Annotated in this window: 13 protein-coding genes (2 of these 13 cut by a window edge); all 13 read right to left on the bottom strand. The window is 40.6% G+C overall.

What is annotated here, in order from left to right; all coding sequences use genetic code 11:
* Tightly spaced (each overlapping or abutting the next), the 13 genes in view from HHK02_RS00745 to HHK02_RS00685 form a layout consistent with a single transcriptional unit that may run on beyond the window.
* Positions 1 to 180: the start of an SGNH/GDSL hydrolase family protein gene (locus tag HHK02_RS00745; protein WP_181462575.1), read on the bottom strand. Its footprint begins 747 nt before the window's first position; only the first 180 of its 927 coding nucleotides appear in the window; it begins with the start codon at positions 178 to 180; its stop codon lies beyond the left edge, outside the window.
* Complete coding sequence (locus HHK02_RS00740; protein ID WP_085719980.1) at positions 181 to 783, bottom strand: YpmS family protein; 603 nt, start codon at positions 781 to 783, stop codon at positions 181 to 183.
* Positions 784 to 1,005 carry a YozE family protein gene (locus HHK02_RS00735; RefSeq protein ID WP_003670906.1) on the bottom strand — a complete coding sequence of 74 codons (222 nt, stop codon included), beginning with the start codon at positions 1,003 to 1,005 and terminating at the stop codon, positions 784 to 786. It abuts the gene before it with no gap.
* Positions 1,006 to 1,878: a ribosome biogenesis GTPase YlqF gene (gene ylqF, locus HHK02_RS00730; RefSeq protein ID WP_003670908.1), complete on the bottom strand. Its 873-nt coding sequence runs from the start codon at positions 1,876 to 1,878 to the stop codon at positions 1,006 to 1,008.
* A complete protein-coding gene (locus HHK02_RS00725; protein WP_003670909.1) occupies positions 1,879 to 2,649 on the bottom strand; it encodes a ribonuclease HII in 771 nt (256 codons plus the stop codon).
* Positions 2,650 to 3,525, bottom strand: a complete 876-nt coding sequence (gene dprA, locus HHK02_RS00720) for a DNA-processing protein DprA (RefSeq protein WP_087215666.1) — start codon at positions 3,523 to 3,525, stop codon at positions 2,650 to 2,652.
* The gene (gene topA / locus HHK02_RS00715) at positions 3,526 to 5,646 is read right to left on the bottom strand and encodes a type I DNA topoisomerase (protein WP_181462574.1); all 2,121 of its coding nucleotides are present in this window, start codon (positions 5,644 to 5,646) and stop codon (positions 3,526 to 3,528) included.
* Complete coding sequence (locus HHK02_RS00710) at positions 5,647 to 6,525, bottom strand: aldose 1-epimerase family protein (protein ID WP_181462573.1); 879 nt, start codon at positions 6,523 to 6,525, stop codon at positions 5,647 to 5,649. It abuts the gene before it with no gap.
* On the bottom strand, positions 6,526 to 7,155 hold the full coding sequence (plsY, locus tag HHK02_RS00705) for a glycerol-3-phosphate 1-O-acyltransferase PlsY (RefSeq protein WP_003670914.1): 630 nt from the start codon (positions 7,153 to 7,155) through the stop codon (positions 6,526 to 6,528).
* Entirely contained in the window at positions 7,156 to 9,165 is a 2,010-nt protein-coding gene (parE, locus tag HHK02_RS00700) for a DNA topoisomerase IV subunit B (protein ID WP_089413505.1), read from the bottom strand.
* Positions 9,166 to 11,631 carry a DNA topoisomerase IV subunit A gene (parC, locus tag HHK02_RS00695; RefSeq protein ID WP_085679617.1) on the bottom strand — a complete coding sequence of 822 codons (2,466 nt, stop codon included), beginning with the start codon at positions 11,629 to 11,631 and terminating at the stop codon, positions 9,166 to 9,168.
* Positions 11,632 to 12,099, bottom strand: coding sequence for an NUDIX hydrolase (locus HHK02_RS00690; protein WP_085679620.1), 468 nt, complete (start codon positions 12,097 to 12,099; stop codon positions 11,632 to 11,634).
* Positions 12,100 to 12,936, bottom strand: the 3' portion of a protein-coding gene (locus HHK02_RS00685) for a manganese-dependent inorganic pyrophosphatase (protein WP_003668076.1). Its footprint extends 99 nt past the window's final position; only the last 837 of its 936 coding nucleotides appear in the window; its start codon lies beyond the right edge, outside the window — the gene reads right to left on this strand; the stop codon is at positions 12,100 to 12,102. It abuts the gene before it with no gap.

Here is a 12,936-nt window from a genome sequence, read left to right as displayed (position 1 = left end):
GTGAGTAAGGGAATCGCCTAGTGCAACCAGCTTTACATTTTTCTTTTCAACATACTTTGGTGTAACAACTTTTGAACTATTACTAGTTAAATTTGTAAAGTGGTTAATAGTATACCATCCCCCACCAATAATCATAATAGCCAAAAGCGATAATAATAGCCATTTAGTCCACTTTTTCATTTATTCATTACTTGTTGGGACCGTGATTAAAAACTTAAACCGTCCTTCTTGCATGTTAATTTCTTGAGCCGAGTACTTAAGAGAACGGTGCTTGCTATAACGGTTAAGGTCTAATAAAACTGTCTTCTTTTGTGGGTTAATTGTTACCCATTTAGGAATATTATAATTCTTTGCAATGTAACCCATCACAAATTTGATCGGGATATTTAACCGTCCAACTGAAAGTCCCTTAGCCCGCAACAAGATATTTCCGTTACTTAGTCGTTCAGGAATAAAGTTAATGGCAAATCGCACCTTAGCCCCTAGAAACTTAGTATTTCCTGTCAAGGTAGCATACTGATCGCCAACAATAAAATCATAACGGATCTTTTGCCCTTTTAAAAACTGATTCAGGTAATTAGCAGCTAAAGCATTCACCTGTTTTTTATTCAATTCAACCGTTACTGATGAATCGCTTGGCTTTACTGCTTTGCTAGTTGTAGTAGCAGGAGTCGGTGCAGTCGCCTTGTTTAACACAACCCCACAGCTAATTACAATCAAGGCTACTAAGCAAAAAAAGGCCCATTTCCACCAATTAGTCTTTTTTTCTTCAGAATTTTTCATCTAATTCATTGCATCAATATACCGTTGCCAAGCTTCATCAAAAATTGTCATTGATGGCAAATAGTCAGCATTTTCTTCTAAATAATGCGAAATTTCATCAAAATCCTCGGAATGCTTAGGAAAAGTAGTATCCAAAAAAGCATTGTTTGCAAACTGTTGAACTTCATCTGCACTATTCGGATTTCGTTGAGTCATTAAAAACTGATAAAAACTCATTCTCATTTATTCATTTAGTCCATCCTCATTTAGGTCAGCAGGTACTTCCAAAGTGATTGGTCCTAATTTTCCCTTTCGCAAGTCAAAAATCAAGCGTTCACTAGCCCGGTCATAATCATCACGAAAGCCCATTTTAGCAGTAATCGTTAATAGTAAATCTGGATTGGCAACCGATTCGTCCAGATCTGCATCAGTTAAGTGGTAACGTTGCTTTAACATCTCTGGCTGATGTTGCCGCAAGTAATCAAGGGCAAACAACGCTACATCATCCTTTGCGTATAAGCTATCTTTAATTGCTCCCGTTAAAGCAAGCATTATCCCCTGCTTAGGAGTAGCAAATTTATGCCAAAGGACACCAGGAGTATCAAGTAATTCCAATTCTGCTGATGACCGCAACCATTGCTGTCCAGTAGTGACTCCGGGACGGTTTCCAGTAGCCGCAACGTTCTTTTTTACCAGGTGATTTAAAAGAGTTGATTTCCCTACATTGGGAACACCAACACACATTGCCCGAATTGGCCTCTTTTTCATTCCCTTGGCTTTTTCTTCTGCCAATTTATCTTTTAATATCTCTTTACTTTTAGCCGTTACAACTTTTGCCACGTTATTTTGGCGTGAATCGAGAGCAAGAACTGGTTGATTATGTTGCTCAAAGTATTTAATCCATTCATTTAATCGTTTCTGGTCTGCTAGGTCCGTTTTTGTCATAATTAAAAGTTTGGGCTTTTCTCCTGCAGCTAGTGCCACTTCTGGATTTTGTGACGAATAGGGGACACGAGCATCTACTAGCTCAAACAAAATATCTACTAGTGGCATTTGTTCACGAATTTGGCGTAATGCTTTTGCCATGTGTCCTGGGAACCATTGAATTGTTGCCATTTAATTTAAATATTTTGGAACGGGATTAAAAGAGCGCCGATGAATAGGAGTTGCCCCCATTTTTTCTAAGCCGGCTAAATGTTCTTTGGTTCCATAACCCATATTTTGTGCAAAACCATACCCTGGATAAACATAATCATAGTCCCGCATTAGGTGATCACGGTATTCTTTTGCGACAATACTGGCTGCAGCAACGCTAATACTCTTTTGATCCCCCTTGATCAAAGTCGTCTGAGGAATATCAATTGCTAATGGGACAGCATCAACAATCAGATGATCTGGTCGATGGTGAAGGTGATTAACTGCCCGAATCATTGCATCCTGGGTAGCAGCATAAATATTCATTTGATCAATCACTGGCGCATCATTTACCGCAATGCTAACTTCAACCGCCTCATCAACAATCCGTAAATACAAATTTTCTCGTTCATGCCTAGTTAACTGTTTGGAATCTGTTACCCCTATCAGGTCAAAATCTGCATTTAAAATTACTACACAAGTAACCACCGGCCCAGCCAATGGTCCTCTTCCTACTTCATCCATTCCTGCAACATACTGATATCCCTTTTCCCAGTAGTACTTTTCATATTTAAACCGGTTATTGAACGCCTCTTCAGCTTCCTTCTGCCGTGCAAGCCGCCGTTCAAATTGCTGAATTGCTGCTTGAACACCTTTTCGCGAATCATCACGAATAGTTTGCAAGTAAGGATCAGTTGTATCTGTGATAGTTTGTAAACGGGCCTTAATTTGACTAATGGTTTCCTTATTCATTCAAGCCCTTGAATCGTACAGCCGAAACTCGTCTAGCAGATCTTGGGCGCTGAGAATTGGTTTCGCGCCAGCTGCGATTAAACTGTTACATCCTACTGATAAGGGAGCATCAATCCTTCCAGGAATAGCGCATACAGACCGATTTTCATCTAAACCGATATTCGCGGTGATTAAACTCCCACTCCTTTTCTTTGCCTCGACAACCAAAACCACTTCGCTTAAACCTGCAATAATTCGGTTCCTTTCTGGGAAGTGATAAGCCACAGGTGATTCACCCCGCCCATACTCAGAAATTACTAATCCCTGTCTGGCAACCTCATCTTGAAGGACTTGGTGACTTCGGGGGTAAGCTTGATCTAAACCCGTCCCAATCACTCCGATAGTAAGGCCACCATGTTTTAACGCCAGTTCATGGCTAAAACCATCTACTCCTTGAGCTAAACCACTGATTACTACTATCTGCCGCTTAATTACTGGTGGCAGCAATCCTCGTAAAGCGCTCTGTCCATAATTAGTTATCTGCCTAGTGCCAACAACACCAATTGAAGGCTGATGGAGCAAGCTCAGATTACCACGATAAAACAATACCAAGGGCGGACAGTACGTTTCTTTCAAGGTGATCGGGTATAACGGATCCGCAATTGTAATAAATTTTTCCTGACTGTTTAAGGCCACTGCTTGATCAAGCTCTGGACTTGTCCAATTATTTTTCAATGACGACGCACTTCGTAAGCTAACATTTGCATGGTCAATCAAATAGTCAATATTATTAAAGCAGCGCGCCTGTTGAGCACACTCCCATAGACGATACTTTGAAACTAAGCCAATTCCGCGACATAAACTTAACCGTAATAGAAAATCGTTTACTTGTAACATTTACTTCTGAACTTCTTCTTGGTAGTCTCCATTTGGACAGACAACCTGTTTACCACCCTTGACTTTCTTTTCAACAAGGAAGTGCCCATCCTTAGGACAATTACGTCCAATCGGTTTATCCCATGAAACGAAGTCACAATCTGGATAACGGGAACAACCATAGAAAGTTCGGTTCTTCTTTGATTTTCGTTCAACAACCGTTCCTTGCCCACACTTTGGACATGTAATTCCGGTATCTTTTACAATCGCCTTGGTATTCCGACAATTTGGGAAACGAGAACATGCATAGAACTTACCATAACGACCCATTTTAATAACCATTGGGGCCCCGCAAATTTCACAATCTGTGCCAGCAAGCTCATCTTTCATCTCAATCTTATCAACCTCTTCTTCAGCTGCATCAACTTCTTTTGAGAATGGTTGATAGAATTTATCAACAACATTAATCCAGTTCTGCTTACCCTCTTCAATCTCATCAAGTTTGCCTTCAATATCGGCAGTAAATTGGACATTGACAATATCAGGGAATTGCTTTTCGATAATTCGGTTGACAATTTCACCCAATTCAGTTGGCTCAAAGTGGCGTGATACAAGGCGAACATAGTACCGTCGTTGAATCGTATCAAGGGTTGGCGCATAGGTTGATGGCCGACCGACGCCATTTCCTTCCAAGGTTTTAATAAGAGCCGCTTCTGTATAACGAGCAGGTGGCTGGGTAAAGTGCTGAGCTGGATCGTCCTTTATCATTTTTGCCTTGTCATCTTCAGTTAATTCTGGCAACAAGTTATCTTTTTCAGTTCCTCGCTTATATACTTTCGTAAACCCAGGGAACTTAACTTTTGATCCATTTGCACGGAAATCGACCCCATTTTGCTGGAGGTTAACGCTCATCGTATCAATTACTTCCGCAGTCATTTGACTAGCCACAAACCGCGACCAAATCAAATTATAAAGTTTATACTGGTCGGAGGTTAAATATTGCTTCATTTTAGCTGGTGTCCGATAGACTGAAGTTGGCCGAATAGCTTCGTGAGCATCCTGGGCCCCTTCAGGTAATTTTCCCTTAACCGGCTTTATTGCCGCATATTCTGCTCCATAGTTTTCATGAATATAGTTAGACGCTTCATGCTTAGCAATTGACGCTACCCGAGTCGAGTCCGTCCGCATATAGGTAATTAACCCAACCGGTGCTCCTTCTTTAATGTCGATCCCTTCATATAACATTTGTGCTGCCATCATTGTCTTTCGTGTTCGGAAGTTCAAACGACGATTAGCATCCTGTTGCATGGTCGAGGTCGTATATGGTGGCTGTGGTTGCCGCCGACGTTCTTTTTTAGTCACCTTAGTAATATCGAAATCTTTCTTTTTATCGATTTTAGAAAGGACTGCCTGAACATCATCATTATTCTTCAAGGAAACCTTCTTACCATTTTCACCGTAAAAACTAGCCTTGAATTCTTCTTTGCCCTTCTTGAAATCAGCATCAATTGTCCAGTATTCCTCTGGTTTGAAGTTTTTAATTTCATTTTCACGTTGAATAATCAGGTAAAGGGCAACTGATTGAACACGACCAGCACTTAAGCCCTTTTTGACTTTCTTCCATAAAATTGGGCTAATTGAATATCCAACTAATCGATCTAATACCCGTCGTGCCTGCTGGGCATCCACGAGATCCATATTAATCTCTCGGGGTTCCTTAAAAGCTTCTTTAACAGCATCTTTAGTAATTTCATTAAAGGTAACCCGGTTCTTTTGATCATCGTCAAGCTTTAAAATATTTGAAACGTGCCAGGCAATTGCTTCCCCTTCACGGTCCGGGTCAGATGCAAGATATACGGCTTTTGCATTTTTAACGTCCTTCCGTAGTTCCTTAATTACATCACCCTTCCCCCGAATTGAAATGTAATCAGGGGTGTAGTCATTTTCAATATCTACCCCCATCCGGCTTTTTGGCAAGTCCCGAATATGACCTAAACTAGCCACAACCTTATAGGACCGGCCTAAAAATTTACCGATTGTTTTTGCCTTTGATGGTGACTCCACGATCACCAGATTTTTTTTAATTTTTGAACGGCGACGAGTTGTCTTTTTCGCCGTTGATTTGGTTGTTTTGGTTGCCATTTAAAATGGCTTAATACTAAAATGATAATTATCTGTTTCATTTGGTGCTAGACGGTGCATCCCTTGCTTATGGAGGAGGAGCCCATCAGCCTTGACATTATCTGCTATTCCCCACCATGGTTCCACACATACAAATGAAGCTGTACTTGGATATTGCGACCAAACTCCCACGTATTCTGTATTAAAAGTATCAACTACGACCCCGTGATTAGCAACAGTATCCGTTAATTTGGCTGTAAAATGGCCGCCATCTGTTTTGAAAATAATAGCATCCTTATTAAAAAGATCATGATTAAGTGATAATGAATCCTGCATATTAATCAATTGTGGATGAGCTGAATCGTTATAGGCGCCATCTAAAACGATCCGTGAATATTCTGTTGCCGGTTTAACGCTTAATTCTGTTTGTTCAAAACCCCCAGTACTAGTTAACGGCATATTAAAACCAGGATGTGCTCCAATGGCATAGATTAAGGTTTCATCTCCGCTCGGGTTCTTCACCACATAGCTAATTTCAACTTTATCAATAACTAATTCAAATTTTACTTGAAGACTAAATGAAAAAGGGAATGCCTTCTTAGTTTCACTATCATCATGCTGTTCCATCACAACCATCGATGGTGTTTGCTCAATAACTTGGAATTTTCGATCACGTGCAAAACCATGTTGTGTTTGATGATAAGTTTGGTTGCCATATTGATATTGATCATCTTTTAAGCGGCCAACGAACGGAAAGAGGATTGGTGCTTGGCGATTCCATGAAGCGGGGTCCCCCTGCCATAAATATTCGATTCCGTTATCCTGCCGTTTAATACTATGTAGTTGAGCACCTAATTCATCAATTTTTACGGTTAATTGTTGGTTTTGTAAAGTAATCATCTATTTATTTAGCTTCTTTTCTCGTAAATAATAGCCAAGGCCAAAACTTACCATTGATTCTTTTCCTGATAAAATTCGGTGAATGTTTGATCGGTGGCGGTAAAAGACCACTCCTGTTAATATTCCTGCCACGATTGCTAAAATCCAAGCATGAATGAAGAGGGCGATAATGAAAATTGCACTAATCCCTACCATACTGGCGGTACTAACCATACTTGTCAAGCATAAGACAAAGATAAAAATCAAACAGGCAACAACAAAGAGGAGGGGGTTATAAGCTAAGAGAATCCCCGCGCTAGTTGCCACTGCTTTCCCGCCATGAAAATTATCGAATATTGATACAGTGTGACCAAGACTAGCAAAGAGTCCGATCAATAGGGGGTTAACGGTTCCAGATATCCCTAAAAAGTATGGCTGACTGGCAGCGAGTGTTCCCTTTAGAATATCGATAACCAAAACAACGACGCCCGCCTTAAATCCCAATGTTCGAAAGGTATTTGTTGTTCCGATATTACCGCTACCTAACTTGCGAATATCTTTATGATAAATATACTTACCGATCCAGAGGCCAGTTGGGATTGAACCTAAGAGGTAAGCAATAATAATCATCCCAATAATTTCAAAAATCATCTATTTATTCCATGTATTAATTGTAGGCTCTTTAGTTTGAGGTAATTGTCCTTTATTCTCAACTAATTTATCAGATTCTTGATCATCGGCTAACGTGAATTGGACATTTTCTTCAATCCATTCTCGCCGTGGTTCCACCTTATTACCCATTAAGGTAGTTACACGACGCTCAGCTAATTCAGCATCCTCGATCCGAACTTGGATTAGTGTCCGAGTTTCTGGATTCATCGTCGTTTCCCACAACTGATCAGCATTCATTTCACCAAGCCCTTTGAACCGTTGTAATTGTGCTCCCTTGCCCATCTTTTTAGTCAATTTTGTTAATTCTTCATTAGTCCACGCATACGTGATATTAGTCTTAGCTCCACGTCCGCGTTGCAAGCGATAAAGTGGTGGAAGAGCAATATAGATCTTTCCAGCTTCGATCATTGGCCGCATATACTTGTAGAAAAAGGTAAGAAGAAGAATCTGAATATGAGCACCATCATCATCGGCATCAGTCATAATAATAATCTTATCGTAGTTTGAATCTTCAACGTTAAATTCAGAACCAGCACCAGCACCAACAGTATAGATAATTGTGTTCAATTCTTCGTTTTTTAATACATCATCTAACTTCGCCTTTTCTGTATTTAGCACTTTCCCTCGTAATGGTAAAATTGCTTGGAATTTACGGTCACGCCCCTGCTTGGCTGAACCACCGGCCGAATCCCCTTCGACTAGGAATAATTCATTTTTCTTAGCATTTTTTGATTGGGCCGGAGTCAATTTTCCAGAAAGATTGCGTTCTTTTTTGCCCTTTCGTTTACCACCACGAGCTTGATTACGGGCTTTACGGGCAGCTTCTCGAGCTTCACGCGCCTTTAATGCCTTACGAATTAACATCTGAGCAAAGTCGCCATTTTCCATTAGGGCATAGTTAAGCTGCTCACTGACAATCGCATCAACAATCTTCCGTGCTTCAGGAGTTCCCAGTTTATCCTTTGTCTGACCCTCAAATTGAAGTAGACGTTCAGGAATCCGGACAGAAATAACGGCTGTTAACCCTTCCCGAACATCACTACCTTCTAGATTTTTATCATTAGCCTTTAACAGCCCAACCTTTTTTGCGTATTCATTGAAAGTTTTCGTCCAGGCACTCCGGAATCCGGCTTCATGAGTACCACCATCTGGAGTTCGGACATTATTGACAAATGATAACAAGCTCTCAGAGTAACCATCATTATATTGAGCCGCTACTTCAACTTCGACCCCATCTTGCTTTCCGTCAAAGTAGAGCGTCTTTCCTAAAACGTCCTTACCCTCGTTAAGATAAGAAACGAATTCTTGAATTCCATTGTCAAATTGGAATACATCTTGTTTTTCTTGACCAGCTCGCTTATCGGTAAGGGTAATCTTAATCCCTTTCAATAAAAAGGCCGACTCACGGAGCCGATTAGCTAAGGTATTGTAGTCATAAACAGTAGTTGAAAAAATCTTCGGGTCCGGCTTGAATGAGACGGTCGTTCCGTTCTCAGCTTTAGTTTTTCCTAATTTTTTCAACGTTCCAACTGGTTGACCGCCATCCTTAAAAATTTCTTGGTAACGGACGTGATCACGGACAATTGTCAGCGTCAAATGTGATGATAAGGCATTTACTACGGAAGCTCCAACACCATGAAGCCCTCCTGAAGTTTTATAACCATCTGACTGACCAAATTTTCCTCCAGCATGGAGAACCGTCATAATAACTTCAGGTGTCGGCTTACCGGAAGCATGCATCCCAACCGGCATCCCCCGACCATGATCTTGAACTGTAATCGCATTGTCTGCTTCAATGGTGACGTTAATCTCATCACCATAACCGGATAATGCTTCATCAACGGCATTATCTACTATTTCATATACCAGGTGGTGCAATCCACGTGAGTCAGTAGACCCAATATACATCCCTGGTCTTTTTCGTACTGCCTCAAGCCCTTTTAATACTTGTATGGATGAGGCATCATATTTTACTTCTTCTTTGGCCACTTAATTTTGGCTAACAGGTTCTTCGGATAAAACATTCGTTTGTTTCATTCGAAGTTTTACTGGTTCCCCTTGCGTATCGGTATCAATTACAAAAGTTCCATTTGACTTAATCGAACTTAGATGATGGTCAGTAGCCATTATATCTTGGAATGCTGGCCGGTTAGTAATAGTCTCAAAAGCACCTTGATAATCATGGTCGTAAGCAAGGAAGTCTGCAATTTCATGAGGATGTGATTTCAACCGCCGAAGGACAAGTTCGCCCCGCCGTGCTCGTGCCCCAACTTCAATCTCATCAATTGGCATTTCCTTAAATGCACCTCGTTGAGTAATTACAGCAATATCTTGACCATCCTTAACCAAGATTTGATCTGCTACTTGGTCATCATCTTTCAAATTAATGGCCCGTACACCAGCTGTCCGGATTCCTGTTACAGGAACATCTGCAACATCATACCGCACTGCATATCCTTGGCGACTAATCGTCAATAGTGAACGGTTCTCATTTGTTGGTTCATAGTAATCAACATTTACAACTTGCGCATTATCCCTAAGCTTAATTGCGACACTTGCATGGCTCTTGTAACGTGAACCAGGCTTATAGTCATTAAAGGCCGTTTGTTTTACTTGACCATCGCTAGTTCCCATGATGATTGTTCCTGGCTGATCTAGTTTATCAAAAATCATTGCTTTAATGATCTCTTCATTATCCGCTAAACCGATTGTTTGTGAGATATGTTCGCCGGTATCTTTCCACCGCGCATCTGCAATTTCATGAATTGGGCGGTAAATAATATGCCCAAGATTGGTAAACATAAATAAATGCGATAATGTATTTGTTTGTTGAATCAATAATGGGTAATCGTCTTCTCGGAGACCGTTTTCTTCTGCCTCCGATGCCTTGAAGGAACGAATGCTGCTTCGTTTGATATAGCCCGCATGCGAAACTAAGACCACAACATCTTCGTTGGCAACCGTAACTTTAGTATCAATCTCAAGTTTTTCAACAAGATTTTCAATCTTGGTCCGTCGTGGATTGCCAAATTCCTTCTTAATGGCCCTAATTTCCTTAGTAAGAACTTTTGCTAGCTCATTTTCGTTAGTCAAGATTAACTGATATTCATTAATCCGTGAATTTAATTGTTCTTGTTCTTTTTTCAGCTCAGTTACATCCGTATTTGTTAAGCGATAAAGTTGCAAGGTAACAATTGCTTCGGCCTGTTCAGGTGTAAAGTTGTATTCTTTTACTAAGTTTTCCTTTGCATCCTTACGATTCTTACTTGCTCGAATCGTTTTAATGACCTTATCTAAAATTGAGAGTGCTTTGATTAACCCTTCGACAATATGCAATCGTTGTTGAGCCTTCGTTAGGTTATATTGTGTCCGTCGACGAATAATCTCTTTCTGGAATTCAAGATAGGAAGTCAAAATTCGCTTCAATCCAACACGCATTGGCCGCTGGTCATCAATCGCAACCATATTGAAGTTATAGTTAATCTGTAAATCAGTGTTCTTTAATAAGTAATTAAGAATACCGTTCGCATTAGCTCCCCGCTTTAGTTCGATTGCAATTCGTAATCCACTACGATCAGTTTCATCGCGAGCTTCCGCGATTCCCTCAACTTTTTTGGCAAGGCGCAGATCGTTAATTCGCTTAACCAGTTGCGCCTTATTTACTTCATAAGGAATCTCCGTCACATTAATTTGTTGACGATCACCCCGCAAGGTTTCAATCTCCGTTTTTGCTCGCACTACAACCCGACCGCGACCAGTCTGGTATGCCTTACGAATGCCATCAATCCCCTGAATGATTCCACCAGTTGGGAAATCAGGGCCAGGAATAAATTCCATTAACTTATCCAAAGAAGCAGTTGGATGCTTGATAAGATAAATCAGTGCATCAAGAACTTCGCTTAAATTATGTGTTGGAATCTCAGTAGCATATCCAGCAGAAATTCCAGTTGCTCCATTAACGAGTAAGTTAGGAATACGTGCTGGTAAAACTGTCGGTTCTTTTTCAGTATCATCAAAGTTTAAGGCCATTTCAACTGTATCTTTGTCGATATCTTGAAGCATTAAACCTGCTATTTTACTAAGCCGCGCTTCAGTATAACGCATGGCCGCTGGTGGATCACCATCCATTGATCCATTGTTACCATGCATTTCAATTAGGGGTTCACGTAATTTCCAATCCTGACTTAGCCGAACTAATGCTTCATAAATTGAACTATCACCGTGGGGGTGGAAGTTACCCATTACGTTCCCGACTGATTTAGCAGACTTACGAAACCCTTTATCATAAGTATTTCCATCTTTATTCATGGCAAATAAAATCCGGCGCTGAACCGGTTTTAATCCGTCACGAATGTCAGGTAAAGCTCGTTCTTGAATAATTGATTTTGAATAACGCCCAAAACGATCACCCATGATCTGTTCGAGCGTCATATGTTCAATTTTTCCGTTTCTCACTTAAATATCTTTCCTATTATGAATAAAATCTTTTAAGATCTGCCACATTTGTTCATGCTGACTGTTAAAAAAACGTGGTGGTTCTTTATCTAACGAAAAATATTCAGTAGTTGTCGTTTCTGTAATTTTTGGCTGATAATGCTTAGCGCTACTTTCTTCAACTAAGTAAAAAGCATTAACTGGTTGAACGCGGTCACCATTAGGATAAGTGTAAAAATTCTGATCAAAAATTGCTAGTCGTTTGACAGGCACGACTTCAACTCCCGCATCTTCTTTAAATTCCCGCTTTACAGTTTGCTCAAAAGATTCGCCAAATTCCATGTAGCCGCCTGGGAAACCCCAATCACCAGTGTCCGCCCGTTCTTGAAGTAAAACAGCCTTCTGCTTGTTTAAGAGTGCCCCAGAAGCACTGGTCATTATTAAGGGACGATTCCCAACTAAATCACGAATTTCTTTAATATACGCCAATTAACCTTCGAATGCATCAGTCAAAGGAGGAACAACTTGCTTCTTCCGTGATACAACACCCGGTAAATTCATCCGCTTGTTTTCGTTAAGCTTCTTACCAAAGGCTGCTTCAACCTTTTCAGCAGGATCACCAATAACTAATAACTCTGAGTCACTGTTTAAGATGTTAGTAGCGATTAATAAGAATAAATCATAATCGTTATCATCCATCATACTTTGCATTTGACTTTCAAGATCAGCTTGACGAGCAAAAACATCATCTAAATCAACGGTGTTAACTTGACCAATACGAACTTTCTTGCCGCCAAGTTCAAAGGTCTTAGCATCACCATCAACGATATCAGCATCAGACTTAGCACCAAGGTTAGTACCAGCCTTAAGCATTTCAATGCCGTACTTTTCGTAATCTTCAACACCAGCGATCTTTGCTAAGTACTTAACAGCTTCACGATCGTGGTCAGTTGTAGTTGGTGACTTCAAAAGCAAGGTATCAGAAATGATAGCAGAAAGCATCATCCCAGCCAAGTTAGCGGGAATATTAATGTGCTTTTCTTGGAACAATTCTGTAATGATTGTACTTACACAACCGTAAGGACGAACAGTTGCCCAGAGTGGTTGAGCCGTTTCAAAGCCGGCAATTCGGTGGTGGTCAACTAAGTGCGTTACAGTGACCTTGTCGATATCACTAACACTTTGTTGTGGTTCGTTGTGGTCTACAAGCATTACCTTATCTACTTCGTTTGCAGCGGTTTCGATTACGCGTGGTGCTTCCATACCGAAAGTCTTCAATGCAAACTTAGTCTCATCATTTGGTTCACCTAAAGCAACTGCTTCAGT

This window comes from Limosilactobacillus reuteri (assembly GCF_013694365.1).
In the GTDB taxonomy this organism is placed as follows: domain Bacteria; phylum Bacillota; class Bacilli; order Lactobacillales; family Lactobacillaceae; genus Limosilactobacillus; species Limosilactobacillus reuteri_E.
Note: the sequence above shows the minus strand (reverse complement) of the source record. Positions and strands in the feature narration are given on the sequence as shown.

Excerpts from the sequence above, each read along its gene's own strand:
- HHK02_RS00740 (WP_085719980.1), bottom strand. The coding sequence starts at position 783 with ATGAAAAATTCTGAAGAAAAAAAGACTAATTGGTGGAAATGGGCCTTT.
- HHK02_RS00735 (WP_003670906.1), bottom strand. The coding sequence starts at position 1,005 with ATGAGAATGAGTTTTTATCAGTTTTTAATGACTCAACGAAATCCGAAT.
- ylqF (WP_003670908.1), bottom strand. The coding sequence starts at position 1,878 with ATGGCAACAATTCAATGGTTCCCAGGACACATGGCAAAAGCATTACGC.
- HHK02_RS00725 (WP_003670909.1), bottom strand. The coding sequence starts at position 2,649 with ATGAATAAGGAAACCATTAGTCAAATTAAGGCCCGTTTACAAACTATC.
- dprA (WP_087215666.1), bottom strand. The coding sequence starts at position 3,525 with ATGTTACAAGTAAACGATTTTCTATTACGGTTAAGTTTATGTCGCGGA.
- topA (WP_181462574.1), bottom strand. The coding sequence starts at position 5,646 with ATGGCAACCAAAACAACCAAATCAACGGCGAAAAAGACAACTCGTCGC.
- HHK02_RS00710 (WP_181462573.1), bottom strand. The coding sequence starts at position 6,525 with ATGATTACTTTACAAAACCAACAATTAACCGTAAAAATTGATGAATTA.
- plsY (WP_003670914.1), bottom strand. The coding sequence starts at position 7,155 with ATGATTTTTGAAATTATTGGGATGATTATTATTGCTTACCTCTTAGGT.